The organism is Oryzobacter terrae (genome assembly GCF_042756445.1).
Lineage (GTDB): Bacteria > Actinomycetota > Actinomycetes > Actinomycetales > Dermatophilaceae > Oryzobacter > Oryzobacter terrae.
This window is the reverse complement of the sequence record NZ_CP170578.1, coordinates 417,008-432,446: the sequence shown is the minus strand read 5'-3', so window position 1 is coordinate 432,446 and position 15,439 is coordinate 417,008. Positions and strand designations below refer to the sequence as shown.

General features: G+C 74.0%; 15 protein-coding genes. 13 read left to right on the top strand and 2 right to left on the bottom strand.

Going from position 1 to position 15,439, the window contains the following annotated elements:
• The first annotated feature begins 16 nt into the window (after positions 1 to 16).
• The 13 genes from pyrR to ACFWN3_RS02015 all read left to right on the top strand — a co-directional run bounded on the left by pyrR (position 17) and on the right by ACFWN3_RS02015 (position 12,754).
• Positions 17 to 607, top strand: a complete 591-nt coding sequence (gene pyrR / locus ACFWN3_RS02075) for a bifunctional pyr operon transcriptional regulator/uracil phosphoribosyltransferase PyrR (protein ID WP_377642944.1) — start codon at positions 17 to 19, stop codon at positions 605 to 607.
• Positions 604 to 1,551: an aspartate carbamoyltransferase catalytic subunit gene (locus ACFWN3_RS02070; RefSeq protein WP_377642942.1), complete on the top strand. Its 948-nt coding sequence runs from the start codon at positions 604 to 606 to the stop codon at positions 1,549 to 1,551. Before pyrR ends, ACFWN3_RS02070 begins: the two co-directional genes overlap by 4 nt.
• A complete protein-coding gene (locus ACFWN3_RS02065; protein ID WP_377642940.1) occupies positions 1,548 to 2,864 on the top strand; it encodes a dihydroorotase in 1,317 nt (438 codons plus the stop codon). Before ACFWN3_RS02070 ends, ACFWN3_RS02065 begins: the two co-directional genes overlap by 4 nt.
• Positions 2,858 to 3,988, top strand: a complete 1,131-nt coding sequence (gene carA, locus ACFWN3_RS02060) for a glutamine-hydrolyzing carbamoyl-phosphate synthase small subunit (protein ID WP_377642938.1) — start codon at positions 2,858 to 2,860, stop codon at positions 3,986 to 3,988. The genes ACFWN3_RS02065 and carA overlap by 7 nt, the downstream gene beginning before the upstream one ends.
• A gap of 1 nt (position 3,989) precedes the next feature.
• The gene (carB, locus tag ACFWN3_RS02055) at positions 3,990 to 7,301 is read left to right on the top strand and encodes a carbamoyl-phosphate synthase large subunit (RefSeq protein WP_377645501.1); all 3,312 of its coding nucleotides are present in this window, start codon (positions 3,990 to 3,992) and stop codon (positions 7,299 to 7,301) included.
• Positions 7,298 to 8,170, top strand: a complete 873-nt coding sequence (locus tag ACFWN3_RS02050; protein WP_377642936.1) for a dihydroorotate dehydrogenase electron transfer subunit — start codon at positions 7,298 to 7,300, stop codon at positions 8,168 to 8,170. The genes carB and ACFWN3_RS02050 overlap by 4 nt, the downstream gene beginning before the upstream one ends.
• A complete protein-coding gene (locus ACFWN3_RS02045; RefSeq protein ID WP_377642934.1) occupies positions 8,170 to 9,129 on the top strand; it encodes a dihydroorotate dehydrogenase in 960 nt (319 codons plus the stop codon). The genes ACFWN3_RS02050 and ACFWN3_RS02045 overlap by 1 nt, the downstream gene beginning before the upstream one ends.
• On the top strand, positions 9,126 to 9,977 hold the full coding sequence (gene pyrF, locus ACFWN3_RS02040; protein WP_377642932.1) for an orotidine-5'-phosphate decarboxylase: 852 nt from the start codon (positions 9,126 to 9,128) through the stop codon (positions 9,975 to 9,977). The genes ACFWN3_RS02045 and pyrF overlap by 4 nt, the downstream gene beginning before the upstream one ends.
• A gap of 116 nt (positions 9,978 to 10,093) precedes the next feature.
• The gene (mihF, locus tag ACFWN3_RS02035; RefSeq protein WP_377642930.1) at positions 10,094 to 10,411 is read left to right on the top strand and encodes an integration host factor, actinobacterial type; all 318 of its coding nucleotides are present in this window, start codon (positions 10,094 to 10,096) and stop codon (positions 10,409 to 10,411) included.
• On the top strand, positions 10,408 to 10,983 hold the full coding sequence (gene gmk / locus ACFWN3_RS02030; protein ID WP_377642928.1) for a guanylate kinase: 576 nt from the start codon (positions 10,408 to 10,410) through the stop codon (positions 10,981 to 10,983). Before mihF ends, gmk begins: the two co-directional genes overlap by 4 nt.
• 8 nt (positions 10,984 to 10,991) lie before the next feature.
• The gene (gene rpoZ / locus ACFWN3_RS02025; protein ID WP_377642926.1) at positions 10,992 to 11,255 is read left to right on the top strand and encodes a DNA-directed RNA polymerase subunit omega; all 264 of its coding nucleotides are present in this window, start codon (positions 10,992 to 10,994) and stop codon (positions 11,253 to 11,255) included.
• 4 nt (positions 11,256 to 11,259) lie between these two features.
• Positions 11,260 to 12,513 carry a bifunctional phosphopantothenoylcysteine decarboxylase/phosphopantothenate--cysteine ligase CoaBC gene (gene coaBC, locus ACFWN3_RS02020; protein WP_377642924.1) on the top strand — a complete coding sequence of 418 codons (1,254 nt, stop codon included), beginning with the start codon at positions 11,260 to 11,262 and terminating at the stop codon, positions 12,511 to 12,513.
• Positions 12,514 to 12,538: 25 nt separating this feature from the next.
• Positions 12,539 to 12,754 (top strand): hypothetical protein, encoded by a 216-nt coding sequence (locus ACFWN3_RS02015; RefSeq protein ID WP_377642922.1) that lies wholly within the window; start codon positions 12,539 to 12,541, stop codon positions 12,752 to 12,754.
• 18 nt (positions 12,755 to 12,772) lie between these two features.
• On the opposite strand, the gene ACFWN3_RS02010 is transcribed toward ACFWN3_RS02015, so the two are convergent.
• Both ACFWN3_RS02010 and ACFWN3_RS02005 read right to left on the bottom strand, forming a co-directional pair.
• Positions 12,773 to 13,912, bottom strand: coding sequence for a hypothetical protein (locus ACFWN3_RS02010; RefSeq protein ID WP_377642920.1), 1,140 nt, complete (start codon positions 13,910 to 13,912; stop codon positions 12,773 to 12,775).
• Entirely contained in the window at positions 13,912 to 15,384 is a 1,473-nt protein-coding gene (locus ACFWN3_RS02005) for a hypothetical protein (RefSeq protein ID WP_377642918.1), read from the bottom strand. The genes ACFWN3_RS02010 and ACFWN3_RS02005 overlap by 1 nt, the downstream gene beginning before the upstream one ends.
• Between the last annotated feature and the right edge of the window lie 55 nt (positions 15,385 to 15,439).

The window sequence follows — 15,439 nt, the reverse complement described above, 5'->3', positions numbered from 1 at the left end:
AAGGAGGTCCGCGTCGATGACGCGCGCCGACAGCAGCGTGCCCCCGGGGCACCCCCTCGACCCCAGCGGTCGCGACGTCCTCAGCTCCGCCGACGTCGCCCGAGCCCTGCGCCGCATCGCGCACGAGATCCTCGAGCACAACAAGGGCGCCGACCAGCTCGTCCTCCTCGGCATCCCGAGCCGCGGCGTCGAGCTGGCCCACCGCCTCGTCGACCTCGTCCGCGAGGTCGAGGGTGCCGAGGTCCCGGTCGGGTCGCTCGACATCACCATGCACCGCGACGACCTGCGCTCGCAGCCCACCCGGGCGCCGATGGCCACCCGCATCCCCACCGGGGGCATCGACGACAAGGTCGTCGTCCTCGTCGACGACGTCCTGTACTCGGGCCGCACGATCCGCGCCGCGCTCGACGCCCTGTCCGACCTGGGCCGGCCCCGCGCGGTGCGCCTGGCCGTCCTCGTCGACCGCGGCCACCGCGAGCTGCCGATCCGCGCCGACCACGTCGGCAAGAACCTGCCGACGAGCCACACCGAGAAGGTGCAGGTGCGCCTGTCCGGCCACGACGGCATCGCCGACGTCGTCCGCATCGCCGGAGGGGACGCGAGGTGAACCGCCACCTGCTCTCCAGCGCCGACCTCACCCGCGACGACGTGCGCATGCTCCTCGCCACGGCCACCGAGATGCACGAGGTGCAGCGCCGCCACGTCAAGAAGCTCCCGACGCTGCGCGGGCGCACGATCATCAACCTCTTCTTCGAGGACTCCACCCGCACCCGCAGCAGCTTCGAGATCGCCGGGAAGTGGATGTCGGCCGACACCATCAACATCACCGGCAAGGGCAGCAGCGCGAGCAAGGGCGAGTCCCTGCGCGACACGGTCCGCACCATCGACGCGATGGCGGTCGACGCCCTCGTCATCCGGCACATGGCCAGCGGCGCCGCCCACCAGGTCGCGCAGTGGGTCGACGCGAGCGTCGTCAACGCCGGCGACGGCACCCACGAGCACCCGACCCAGGCCCTGCTCGACGCCTACACGATGGAGCAGCGGCTGGGCGACCTCGAGGGCGCCCGCGTCGCCATCGTCGGCGACCTCACCCACAGCCGGGTCTTCCGCTCCAACGCGATCACGCTGCGCACGCTCGGCGCCCACGTCACCCTCGTCGCACCGCCGACGCTGATGCCGAGCGGCATCGGCCCGTGGGCGGCCGCCGAGGGTCTCGAGACGACCGACGACCTCGACGCCGTCCTCGCCTCGGGCCCCGACGCCGTGATGATGCTGCGCGTCCAGCGGGAGCGGATGAGCGGCGGGTTCTTCCCCACCGCCCGCGAGTACACGGTGGGCTTCGGCCTCACCCGCGACCGCCTGCGGGCCCTGTCCGACGCCAACGAGGAGGCCGTCATCTGCCACCCGGGACCGATGAACCGCGGCCTGGAGATCAGCGCCGACGCCGCCGACGCCGCCCGCAGCCTCGTCCTCGACCAGGTCTCGGCGGGGGTGGCGGTGCGGATGTCCGTCCTCTACCACCTCCTCGCGGGCGAGGGGGTCGCGGCATGAGCGAGCAGCGGCCCCTCCTCCTCACCGGCGCCACCTGGTACGCCGAGGACGGCACCGCCAGCACCGGCGACGTCCTCCTCCTCGACGGCGCCGTCGCCGCCACCGGCCGCGTCGACGCCCCCACGGACGCCGAGCGGCTCGACGCCGACGGCCTGGTCCTCCTGCCGGGCCTCGTCGACCTCCACACCCACCTGCGCGAGCCGGGCCGCGAGGACGCCGAGACGATCGCCACCGGCTCACGGGCCGCGGCCGTCGGTGGCTACACCGCCGTGCTCGCCATGGCCAACACCAACCCCGTCACCGACACCGCCGAGGCCGCCGAGCGTGTCCTCGACCTCGGGCGTGCGGCCGGCTGGGCCGACGTCGTGCCGGTCGGGGCGGTGAGCAAGGGCCTGGAGGGTGCCGAGCTCGCCGAGCTCGGCCTCATGCACCGCAGCCGCGCCGGGGTCAACGTCTTCTCCGACGACGGCCACTGCGTCGCCGACGGCCGCCTCATGCGCCGGGCGCTCGAGTACGTGCGGGCCTTCGGTGGGGTCGTCAGCCAGCACAGCCAGGACCCCGCCCTCGCCGGCCCGCAGGCCTGCTGCCACGAGGGCGAGGTCTCCGGACGCCTCGGCCTGCCCGGGTGGCCGAGCGTCGCGGAGTCGAGCATCATCGCCCGCGACGCGATGCTAGCCGAGCACACGAACAGCCGCGTCCACGTCGCCCACGTCAGCACCGCCGAGGGGCTCGACGTCATCCGCTGGGCCAAGGCCCGCGGCATCCGCGTCACGGCGGAGGTCACCCCCCACCACCTGGCGCTGGGCACCGACCTCCTCACCGGCTACGACCCGGTCTTCAAGGTCAACCCGCCGCTGCGCCCGACCGAGGACCAGGAGGCGCTGCGCGAGGCGCTCATCGACGGGACCATCGACGCCGTCGCCACCGACCACGCGCCGCACGCCCGCCACGACAAGGAGCACGCCTTCGTCGACGCCGCCTTCGGGATGCTCGGCCTCGAGACGGCGTTCTCCGTCGTCCACGACCTCCTCGTCGCCGACGGGCGGCTCGGCTGGGGCGACCTCGCCCGGGTCATGTCGATCGGTCCGGCCCGCATCGCCGGCCTCGTCGACCACGGCCGGCCCGTGGCCGAGGGCGAGCCCGCGAACCTCGTCCTCGTCGACCCCGCCGCGTCGGTCACCGTCGACCGCGCGGCCTCGCAGTCCCTGTCCCGCAACACCCCGTGGCACGGCCGGTCGCTGTCCGGTGCCGTCCACACGACGATCCTGCGCGGACGCGTCACCGCGCGCGAAGGGGAGCCCACCACATGCTGACCACCCGGGAGCCCGCCGTCCTCGTCCTCGAGGACGGCCGCACCTTCACCGGCCGCGCCTACGGGCACCGCGGCACCACCGTCGGCGAGGCCGTCTTCTCCACCGGGATGACCGGCTACCAGGAGACCCTCACCGACCCCAGCTACCACCGGCAGGTCGTCGTCATGACCTCGCCGCACGTCGGCAACACCGGCTGGAACGACGAGGACGACGAGTCCGGCCGCATCTGGGTCGCCGGCTACGTCGTGCGCGACCCCGCGATCCGTCCGTCGAGCTGGCGCTCGCGGCGCTCCCTCGAGGACGAGCTCGACACCCAGGGCGTCGTCGGCATCTGCGAGCTCGACACCCGGGCCCTGACCCGTCACCTGCGCGAGCGCGGGGCGATGAAGGTCGGGATCTTCTCGGGCGAGGGCGCCACGGCACCGCTGCCCGAGCTCCTCGCGCAGGTCACGGCCGCCCCCGCGATGGCGGGCGCCTCGCTCGCCGAGGAGGTCGCCACGAGCGAGGCCTACGTCGTGCCCGCGGTGGGGGAGCGGCGGTTCACCGTCGCCGCCGTCGACCTCGGCATCAAGTCGATGACGCCCCGGATGATGGCCGAGCGCGGCATCGAGGTCCACGTCCTTCCGGCGACGACGACCATCGAGGACGTCCGCGCCCTCGCTCCCGACGGCGTCTTTCTCTCCAACGGTCCCGGCGACCCGAGCACCGCCGAGCGGCAGGCCGAGCTGGTGCGGGGCGTCCTCGCCGACCGCACCCCGTACTTCGGCATCTGCTTCGGCAACCAGATCCTCGGGCGGGCGCTCGGGTTCGGCACCTACAAGCTGAAGTACGGCCACCGCGGCATCAACCAGCCGGTCATGGACCGCACGACGGGCAAGGTCGAGGTCACGGCGCACAACCACGGCTTCGCCGTCGACGCGCCGCTCGACCGCGACAGCGACACCGCTTTCGGACGGGTCCGGGTCAGCCACGTCTGCCTCAACGACGACGTCGTCGAGGGCCTCGAGTGCCTCGACGTCCCGGCCTTCTCGGTGCAGTACCACCCGGAGGCCGCGGCGGGCCCGCACGACGCCTCGTACCTCTTCGACCGGTTCACCACGCTCATGGAAGGACGGGGTGCCTGAGATGCCCAAGCGCGACGACATCAAGAGCGTCCTCGTCATCGGGTCGGGGCCGATCGTCATCGGCCAGGCCTGCGAGTTCGACTACTCCGGCACCCAGGCGTGCCGGGTGCTGCGCGAGGAGGGCATCCGGGTCGTCCTGGTGAACTCCAACCCGGCGACGATCATGACCGACCCCGAGTTCGCCGACGCCACCTACGTCGAGCCGATCACCCCCGAGGTCGTCGAGGCGATCATCGCTAAGGAGCGGCCCGACGCCGTGCTCGCGACCCTCGGCGGCCAGACCGCGCTCAACTGCGCGATCGAGCTCCACGACCGCGGCGTCCTCGAGAAGTACGACTGCCCGCTCATCGGCGCCAACGTCGAGGCGATCCAGCTCGGCGAGGACCGCGAGAAGTTCAAGGGCGTCGTCCAGCGCTGCGGCGCCGAGTCGGCCCGCTCGTTCATCTGCCACACGATGGACGAGGTGCTCGCCGCCGCCGACGACCTCGGCTACCCCGTCGTCGTCCGCCCGTCGTTCACGATGGGCGGCCTCGGCTCGGGCTTCGCCTACACCCCCGACGAGCTGCGCCGGATCGGGGGCGCCGGGCTGCAGTACTCGCCGGTCACCGAGGTCCTCCTCGAGGAGTCGATCCTGGGCTGGAAGGAGTACGAGCTCGAGGTGATGCGCGACCACGCCGACAACGTCGTCGTCGTCTGCTCCATCGAGAACCTCGACCCGATGGGCGTGCACACCGGTGACTCCATCACCGTCGCCCCGGCGCTCACCCTCACCGACCGCGAGTACCAGCGGCTGCGCGACATCGGCATCGCGGTCATCCGCGAGGTCGGCGTCGACACCGGCGGCTGCAACATCCAGTTCGCCGTCAACCCCGCCGACGGCCGGATCATCGTCATCGAGATGAACCCGCGCGTCTCGCGCTCGTCGGCCCTGGCGTCCAAGGCCACCGGGTTCCCCATCGCCAAGATCGCCGCGAAGATGGCCATCGGCTACACCCTCGACGAGGTGCCCAACGACATCACGCGCGAGACCCCGGCCTCGTTCGAGCCCTCGCTCGACTACGTCGTCGTCAAGGTGCCGCGGTTCGCGTTCGAGAAGTTCCCGGCCGCCGACGACACCCTGACGACGACGATGAAGTCGGTCGGCGAGTCGATGGCGATCGGCCGCTCCTTCACCGAGGCGCTGCAGAAGGCCCTCCGCTCGCTCGAGAAGAAGGGCAGCAGCTTCCACTGGGACGGCCCGCGGCCCACGACGGAGGAGGCGCGCGCCCTCCTCGACCTCGCCCGCCGTCCCACCGACGGCCGGATCGTCCAGGTGCAGCAGGCGCTGCGCGGCGGCCTGTCGGTCGAGGAGGTCCACGAGGCCACGGGGATCGACCCGTGGTTCCTCGACCAGATGCGCCTCGTCGAGGACGTCGCCGACCACGTCGTCGAGGCACCCGAGCTGACGCCCGACCTGCTCCGCCTCGCCAAGCGGCACGGCTTCAGCGACGCCCAGCTCGCGTCGCTGCGCTCGATGCCCGAGGCGGTCGTGCGCGGGGTGCGCCACGCCCTCGGGGTGCGGCCGGTGTACAAGACGGTCGACACCTGTGCGGCCGAGTTCGCCGCGAGCACGCCGTACCACTACAGCGCCTACGACGAGGAGGACGAGGTGGCCCCGCGCGAGCGGCCGGCCGTCATCATCCTCGGCTCGGGACCCAACCGGATCGGACAGGGCGTCGAGTTCGACTACTCCTGCGTCCACGCCAGCTTCGCCCTGCGCGACGCCGGCTACGACACCGTGATGGTCAACTGCAACCCCGAGACGGTCTCCACCGACTACGACACGAGCAGCCGCCTGTACTTCGAGCCGCTCACCCTCGAGGACGTCCTCGAGGTCGTCCACGCCGAGAGCAAGGCCGGACCGATCGCGGGCGTCATCGTCCAGCTCGGCGGGCAGACGCCACTCGGCCTGGCCAAGGCGCTCAAGGCCGAGGGCGTGCCGATCGTCGGCACCTCACCCGAGGCCATCGACCTCGCCGAGGACCGCGGTGCGTTCGGCCGCGTCCTCGCCGAGGCCGGGCTGCCCGCCCCGAAGCACGGCACCGCGTACAGCGCGGCCGAGGCCGTCGAGATCGCCCGCGAGATCGGCTACCCCGTGCTCGTCCGCCCGTCCTACGTCCTCGGCGGGCGCGGGATGGAGATCGTCTTCGACGACGAGACCCTCTCGGGCTACGTCGAGCGCGCGACCGTCGCCAGCCCCGAGCACCCGGTGCTCGTCGACCGCTTCCTCGACGACGCGATCGAGATCGACGTCGACGTCCTCTACGACGGCGAGGAGATGTACCTCGGCGGGATCATGGAGCACATCGAGGAGGCCGGCATCCACTCCGGCGACTCCTCGTGCACCCTGCCGCCGGTCACCCTCGGCGCCGGCGAGCTCGAGCGGGTCCGCGAGTCCACGCTCAAGCTGGCGCAGGGCATCGGGGTGCGCGGCCTGATGAACGTCCAGTTCGCCCTCGCGCAGGACATCCTCTACGTCCTCGAGGCGAACCCGCGGGCCTCGCGCACCGTGCCGTTCGTCGCGAAGGCGACGGGGGTCCCGCTGGCCAACGCCGCCGCGCGGATCATGCTCGGCACCTCGATCGCCGAGCTGCGCGCCGAGGGCGTCCTCCCGGCGCACACCGACGGCGGCCGGATGCCGGCGCACGCCCCGATGTCGGTCAAGGAGGCGGTCCTGCCCTTCAAGCGGTTCCGCACCAAGGAGGGGCTCGTCGTCGACAGCCTCCTCGGTCCCGAGATGCGCTCGACGGGTGAGGTCATGGGCATCGACAAGGACTTCGGGCGCGCCTTCGCCAAGGCCCAGCTCGGCGCCATCAGCGGGCTGCCCACCCAGGGTTCGGTGTTCGTCTCGGTCGCCAACCGCGACAAGCGGGCGATCATCTTCCCGGTCAAGCGCCTGCTCGACCTCGGGTTCCGGATCGTGTCGACCTCGGGAACCGCGGACGTGCTGCGGCGCAACGGGATCGAGGCCGAGGTCGTCCTCAAGCACGCCGAGCGCGGTGACGACGGCCGCAGCATCGTCGACTGGATCAACGCCGGCGAGATCGACATGGTCGTCAACAGCCCGAGCGGGCCGAGCGCCTCCGCCCGTGCCGACGGGTACGCGATCCGGGCGGCCGCAGCGGCCACCGACACCCCGATCATCACGACCGTGCAGCAGCTCGCCGCGGCCGTGCAGGCCATCGAGTCGCAGATGACGGGCGAGCTCGAGGTGACCTCGCTCCAGGACCACGCGGCCGCCCTCGACCTCTACGGCGTGGAGGCCCCGGCGTGAGCGGGGTCGTCCAGGTCACCGGCGAGCTCGTCGCCACCCGCAGGGTCGGCGCCTACCACCACCTCACCGTCGTCGCGCCCGGCCTGGCCGAGCTCGCGAAGCCCGGTCAGTTCGTGGCGCTCGCCGTCGGGGGCGAGACGTCGGCCAACCTCCTGCGGCGCTGCTTCTCGATCCACCGGGTCAAGCCCTCGGGCACGTTCGGCGGCACCGTCGACGTCGTCATCGCGGCGCACGGCCCGGGCACCCAGTGGCTGACGACGCTGCGCCCGCACGACCCCGTCGACGTCGTCGGGCCCCTCGGGCGGCCCTTCCCGCTGCCCGCGGAGCCGGTGGCGTGCGTCCTCGTCGGCGGCGGCTACGGGTCGGCACCGCTGTTCTGGCTCGCCGAGTCGCTGCGCGAGCGCGGCTGCCACGTCGAGATGGTCCTCGGTGCCGCCTCCGAGGACCGGCTGTTCGGGGTCGTCGAGGCGCGGCGCACCGCCGACGGCGTCACCGTCACCACCGACGACGGCTCCGCCGGGCGGCGCGGCTGGGTCAGCGACGTCCTCGGCGACGTCATCGACCGCACGAAGGCCGGCGTGGTCTACGCCTGCGGCCCGATGGGGATGCTCAGGTCGGTGTCGGACATCGCGACCGCGCACGGCGCCGTCGCGCAGGTGGCGGTCGAGGAGTCGATGGCCTGCGGGGTCGGCGTCTGCATGACCTGCGTCATGCCGGTCACCGGCAACGACGGGGTGACCCGGATGGTCCGCTCCTGCGTCGAGGGGCCGGTGTTCCGGGGGGACCGGGTGCGCTGGGACGCGTTCGCCGACGGCATCTGCCGCGTCCCGGACGACGCCCTCGGCGCTCCCAGGGCAGGGGGCCACTGATGGTCGACATGCACGCCGACCTCGCCGGGATGTCGCTGCCCAACCCCGTGATGACGGCCTCCGGCTGCGCCGCGAACGGCAGGGAGCTGCACCGGTTCTTCCCGGTCTCCGAGCTCGGGGCGTTCGTCACCAAGACCGTCATGGCCGACCCCCGGGCGGGCCGCGGCACCCCGCGGATGGCCGAGACGTCGTCGGGGATGCTCAACTCCATCGGCCTGCAGGGCCCGGGCATCGACGTGTTCCTCGACCAGGACCTCGGCTGGCTGCACGAGGTCGGGGCGCGCGTCCTCGTGTCGATCGCCGGGAACACCGCCGAGGAGTTCGGCCACGTCGCCGAGCGCCTGGCGGCCCACCCGGCCTTCGCGGCGGCCGTCGGGGTCGAGGTCAACATCTCCTGCCCGAACGTGGCGAACCGCGGCCTCGTCTTCGCGTGCGACCCGGTGTCCTCCGAGCGGGTCGTGCGGATCGTGCGCGAGAAGCTCCCGCCGGGGACGACCGTCTTCGCGAAGCTGACACCCGACGTCACCGACATCGTCTCGATCGCCGAGGCGTCGCTGAAGGCCGGCGCCGACGGCCTGACGATGATCAACACCCTCCTCGGGATGGTCATCGACACCGACCTGCTGCGCCCGCAGCTCGCGGGCGTCACGGGCGGCCTGTCCGGCCCCGCCGTGCGCCCCGTCGCCGTGCGCGCCCTCTGGCAGGTCACCGCGGCGATGCGCGCCGGACGACTGCCCTGGGCGCCGCTCATCGGGGTCGGGGGAGTGCGCACCGGCCGCGACGCCCTCGAGCTCGTCGCCGCGGGCGCCTCGGCCGTCCAGGTCGGCACCGCCACGTTCAACGACCCCTCCCGGCCCCGGCGCGTCGTCGACGAGCTCGAGGCCGAGATCGCCCGCCACGGCTTCGGCCGCTTCGCCGACGTCGTCGGCATCGCCCACGAGAGGACCCCTGCGCCATGACCACCCCTGCGTTCGGCACGCGGCTGCGGGCCGCCATGGACGCCCACGGACCGCTGTGCGTCGGGATCGACCCCCACCGGGCGCTCGTCGAGTCGTGGGGCCTGGCCTACGACCTCGACGGCCTCGAGCGCTTCGCGATGACCTGCGTCGAGGCCTTCGGCGGCCGGGTGGCGGTCGTCAAGCCGCAGTCGGCGTTCTTCGAGGTCTTCGGCTCGCGCGGGGTCGCGGTCCTCGAGCGCACCGTCGACGGGCTGCGCCAGGCCGGGACCCTGACGATCCTCGACGCCAAGCGCGGCGACATCGGCTCGACGATGAGCGCCTACGCCGAGGCCTTCCTCGGCACCGACGCGGTGGCGCCGGCCGACGCCCTCACCGTCAGCCCCTTCCTCGGCTACGGCTCGCTGCGCCCGGCCATCGACCTCGCCGCCGGGACCGGCCGCGGCGTCTTCGTCCTCGCGCTGACCTCGAATCCCGAGGGGCCCACCGTCCAGCACGCCGTGCGCGACGGGGTCACCGTGGCGGAGGCCGTCGTCGCCGGAGCGGCCGCCGACAACGCCCGCGCCGCGTCGCGGGGTGAGCTCGGACACGTCGGGCTCGTCATCGGGGCCACCGTCGGGGACGCCGTGTCGCGGCTCGGGCTCGACCTCGCCGGGTCCGCTGCGCCCGTGCTCGCCCCCGGTCTCGGCGCCCAGGGCGCCGGCCCCGACGACCTGCGGGCCGTCTTCGGCGACGCGGTCGGGCAGGTCGTCCCCAACGCCTCGCGCTCGGTCCTCACGGCCGGGCCCACGGCCGCCGCCCTGGCCGACGCCGCGACCCGCGAGGCCGAGGCGGTCCGCGCCGCGCTCTGACACGACGGCTCCGCGGGCCCCGGGGTGGGGCGCGGCACTGGACCTGCGCGATATGGTCGATTCGTCCCGCCGGGTGTTGAGCAGCCAGCACCTGCACGTCCCTGAAGGAACGACCCGTGGCCCTTCCGCCGCTCACCCCCGAACAGCGCGCCGCAGCCCTCGAGAAGGCCGCGGCCTCCCGCCGCGAGCGCGCTGAGGTCAAGCACCGCCTCAAGCACTCGGGAGCCTCCCTCTCCCAGGTCATCGAGACCGGCAAATCGAACGACGTCATCGGCAAGATGCGCGTCTCGGCCCTGCTCGAGTCGATGCCCGGCGTCGGCCGGGTCCGCGCCCGCCAGATCATGGAGGAGGTCGGCATCTCCGAGAGCCGCCGCGTCCGTGGGCTCGGGCAGAACCAGGTGTCCGCCCTCCTCGACCGCTTCGGGCGGTCGTGACAGCACGGTCCCGTCTCACCGTCCTCGCCGGGCCGACCGCCGTCGGCAAGGGGACCCTCGCGGCGTACGTCCGTGAGCACCACCCCGAGGTGTGGCTCTCGGTCTCCGCGACCACCCGCCGGCCCCGACCCGGCGAGGTCGACGGCGTGCACTACCACTTCGTCGACGACGCCGAGTTCGAGCGGATGGCCCGCGAGGACGAGCTGCTCGAGTGGGCGGTCGTCCACGGCCGGGCCCGCTACGGCACGCCCCGCCGTCCCGTCGAGGACGCGCTCGCGGCCGGCCGGCCGGCCCTGCTCGAGATCGACCTCCAGGGCGCGCGTCAGGTCCGCGCGTCGATGCCCGACGCCTTCTTCGTCTTCCTCGCACCCCCGAGCTGGGACGAGCTGGTCCGCCGGCTGGTCGGCCGGGGGACCGAGGACGCCGAGGAGCGCGAGGTCCGGCTGGCCACCGCGCGCACCGAGCTGGCCTCCGCGCAGGAGTTCGACGCCACGGTGACGAACGACGACGTTCGTCGTGCGGCCGAGGAACTCGTATCATTGATGGCAACCCCCGTCACCGAGCTGAAGTGAGTCCCAGCGTGTCCGGAACCGTGGCCGATCCCATCGGCATCACCAACCCCCCGATCGACGAGCTCCTCGAGCGCGCCGACAGCAAGTACGCGCTCGTGCTCTACTCCGCGAAGCGGGCCCGCCAGATCAACGCGTACTACGCGCAGCTGCAGGAGGGCCTCCTCGAGTACGTCGGGCCGCTCGTCGACTCCGAGGTCCACGAGAAGCCGATGTCGATCGCCCTCCGCGAGATCAACGAGGGCCTGCTCACCTCGACGCCCACGGAGGAGTGACCCCGTGAGGGTCGTCCTCGGCGTGGCCGGGGGCATCGCGGCCTACAAGGCCTGCACGCTCCTGCGCCTGCTCACCGAGGGCGGCCACGACGTCACCGTCGTCCCCACCGCCTCGGCGCTCCACTTCGTCGGCGAGGCCACGTGGTCGGCGCTGTCGGGCAAGAAGGTCCACACCGACGTGTGGTCCGACATCACCGAGGTGCCGCACGTGCGGATCGGCCAGCAGGCCGACCTCGTCGTCGTCGCCCCCGCGACGGCCGACCTCCTCGCGCGCGCCGCGACGGGGCAGGCCGACGACCTCCTCACCACGGTCCTGCTGACGGCCCGCTGCCCGGTCGTCATGGCCCCGGCGATGCACACCGAGATGTGGGACCACCCGGCCACCCAGGCCAACGTCGCCACGCTCAGCGAGCGGGGCGTCCACGTCGTGCCCCCGGCGTCCGGACGGCTCACCGGCAGCGACACCGGACCGGGCCGCCTCCCGGAGCCCGAGGAGCTGTACGCCGTGTGCGAGCGCGAGCTCGCCTCGGTCGCGGGCTCGGCCACGCCCCGTCAGGCCCCTCGCGGCGACCTCACCGGTCGCCGCGTCGTCGTGTCGGCCGGCGGCACGCGCGAGCCGCTCGACCCCGTGCGCTTCCTCGGCAACCGCTCGTCGGGCAAGCAGGGCCACGCCCTCGCCGAGGCCGCCGCGCGCCGCGGTGCCTCGGTCGTCCTCGTGTCCTCGTCCTCGCTCCCGGCGCCGGCCGGGGTCGAGGTCGTGCCCGTCGAGACCGCCCTCGAGCTCGGGGACGCCGTCACCGCGGCCGCGCGCGACGCCGACGTCGTCGTCATGGCCGCCGCCGTCGCCGACTTCCGGCCGGCGGTCTACGCGGGGCACAAGATCAAGAAGTCGCACGGGACGGGGCCCGACGGCGCCGAGGACGACTCCGCGCCGGTCGTCGAGCTGGTCCGCAACCCCGACGTCCTCGCGGGCCTCGTCGCCGCCCGTGGCGACGCGAGGTCGCCCGTCATCGTCGGGTTCGCCGCCGAGACCGGCGACGAGTCCGGGTCGGTCCTCGACCACGGTCGCGCGAAGCTCGCCCGCAAGGGCTGTGACCTCCTCGTCGTCAACGAGGTCGGCACGGGGGTGACCTTCGGCCAGGACTCGAGCACCGTGCACATCCTGCGCCGGGGCTCGTCCGGCGTGACCGACGTCGGGCCGGCGCCGAAGTCGGTCGTGGCCGACGCCGTCTGGGACGCGGTCATCGCGCTGCTCTGACGGCCAGTCGTCGGGTCACCGTCCCGTGGCCCGCACCCTCGAAGGAGCGGAGGTCACCGTGGAGGTGAGCAGGCAGGAGATCATCGAGGCCCTGCGCGGCCGGGACGAGCACGAGCTCGCCGACCGCGCCGAGGCGCAGCTGCCCGAGGAGGTCGACACCGACGACGACGCCGGGCTGCTGCACGACCTCGGCATCAACCCCGCCGACCTCATCGCCGGGATCGGCGGCGGCTTCGGCTGAGGAGCCCGACCCGTCGGGTCAGCGGCGGGCGCCGGCCTTCTCGCCCTTGCCGCCCTTGCCCCGGGGGGAGGGCTGCTCGGCCTCGGGCGCCTCGTCAGGGGCGTCCTCAGGAGTCTCGGGGTCCTCAGGGGTCTCGGCGTCGTCCGCGACGTCGTCGGTGTTGTCGGTGTCGACCGCCTCGTCGGCGGGTGCCTCGACGACCTCCTCGGTCACCTGCTCCTCGTGCTCGACCGGGGCGTCGGCGAGGGCGCCGAGGGCGGCCCCGCCACCGAGGGTGCCGAGCATGTTGCGGACGTTGGACAGCTGGGCGGTGATGCTGTCGCGGCGGGCCGTCGCGGCGGCGAGCTCGCGCTCGGAGTCGCGGCGGATCCGCTCGGCCTGCTCCTTGGCGGACCCGACGAGCTGGGCCGCCTCGGCCTTCGCATTCTCGAGCAGCCGGGTGGCCTCCTCGGAGCGCGAGGCGCGCTCGGCGTCGGCCTCACGGGCGAGGAGGTCGGCGCGCTCCTGCACGGCCGCGAGGGCCTGGTCCTGCTTGGCCATCTGGGCCGTGAACTCGGCGGCCGACCTCTCGCGGCGCTCCCCGAGGGTGCGCTCGAAGTCGGCGGCCTGGGCGGCGGCGGTGGCGCGCTGCTTCTCGAAGTACGCCTCGGCCTCCTCCCGGCGCGCTGCGGCCTCGCGGGCGGCGTCGTCGATGATGGAGTCGGCCTCCTGCTTGGCCTTGGTCACCGTCTCGGTGGCCTGGACGTCGGCGCGCGAGCGGACGTCCTCGGCGTAGCGGTCGGCGTCGGCGCGGACCTGGGCGGAGGCCTCCTCGGCGAGGCGGCGGTGCTCGCCCACCTCGTCGGTCGCGGACTGCCGGATGGCGGCGGCCTCCTCGTCGGCGAGCCCGAGCATCGTGCCGATCCGCTCGCCGAGGTCGGCGAAGGTCGGGCTGGAGACCTTGCGGGCCTGCTCCTCGAGGTCCGTGGCGCGGGCGCGCTCGGCCTCGAGCTGGCGGGCGAGGGCGTCGTGCGACTGGCGCAGCTTGGTCAGCTCGACGCTCCCCGACGCCGACTCCTGGCGGGCCGACTCGGCGGCCTGCTGGAGCGCGGCGAGGTGCTGGTCGACCTGGACGGGGTCGTAGCCGCGGAAGACGGTGGGGAACTCCGGCTGGTTCATCAGGACTCCTGGGCAGGGGTGGGGGAGGGGGTGGGGGACTCGGGGACGGAGAGGGCGTCGATGACGCCGGACAGGTTGCCGAGCTGTGCGGTGATGGCGTCGCGGCGCGCCGCGAGTGTATGCACCTCGGCACGGGCCCGCTCGACCGCGGCGTGGGCCTCCGCGCGGGCGGCGTCGGCGCGGTCGCGGGCCTGCTCGGACTGGCGGACGATCTCGGCGCGGGCCGCCCGGTGCGCCTCGTGGGCCTCGCGCTGCATCCGCTCGACGTCCTCGGCCGTGCGCTCGCGCACGAGGCGGGCCCCCTGCTCGGCCTCGGCGAGGCGGCGCTCGGCGCGCTCGGTGGCCTCGGCCTCGCGGGCGCGGGCGTCGGCGAGGACGCGCTCGGCCTCCCGCTGCGAGGCGTCGCGGGTGCGCTCGGCGTCGGCGAGGGCCTCGGCGAGGACCGACTCGGCCTGCTCGCGCAGGCGGGTCGACTCGGACTCGGCCTCGGCCAGCCGGTCGTGGCTGCGGGCGCGGGCGCTGCCGAGGACGGCCTGCGCGCGGTGGCGGTGCACGCGCGAGCGCTCGACGAGCTCCTGGTGGTGGCCCCGGGCCCGGGCGGTCGTCTCGGCCTCGGCCCGCTCGAGGATCTCGCGCACCGTGCCCTGGGCCCACGCCAGGTGGGCCTGAGCGGCGGCGATGACCGACTCGGACTCCGCCGTGGCGGCGGCGAGGACGGCCGCTGCGTCGTCGCGAGCGGCCTGGAGGAGCGCGTCCGCCGCGGAGCGGGTCCGGTCCTCGTGCGCCGTCAGCTCGCCGAGGCGGCTCGCGACGTCGCGCTCGGCGGTGCCCCGGTGCTCCTCGGCGTACTCCTCGGTCTCGCGGCGGAGCCGGGCGAGGTCGGCGAGGGTGGTCTCGCGCAGGCCCGACAGCTCTGCGGCGTGGGCCTCGTGCTCCCGGGTCCAGCGCTCCTGGTGGGTGCGCTCCTCCTCGGCGAGGCGGGCCATCGTCGACTCGTGCTCGAGCCGGGCGCGCTCGAGGACCTCGTCGGCGCGGGCCTGGGCGTCGGCGAGCCGCTGCCCGGCCTGCTCCTCGGCGAGGGCGACGGCCTCGTCACTGGCCTTGGTGGCGCGCGCGCGCAGGAGGGAGGCCTGGTCGGCGGCGTCGGCGAGCATGTGCTCGACCTCGGACCGGGTCTCCTCGAGCCGGCGCTGCGCGTCCTCCCGGTGGGTGGACAGCCTCGTGCGCAGATCCTCGAGCTCGTGGCTGGCCGCCTGGGACTCGCCGCGCAGCCGGGCCGCCTCGGCGCGGGCCTCGGTGACCTCGCGGTTGGCATCGGCACGGAGCTGGTCGGCCAGCGTCTGGGCGCGGGTCAGCAGACCCAGCGCCTCGTCGACCGGACTCACCGTGGCATGGGCGGGCGGCAGGGACGTGCCGGCGCCCAGCTCGGCCGTCACGTCGTCCGTCGCCTCGCGCGTGGACCCTTCAGACACGCGGCCCATGATCGCAGACGCTCGCGAGCACCGCTGGACGGGAGTCCACCGGTGG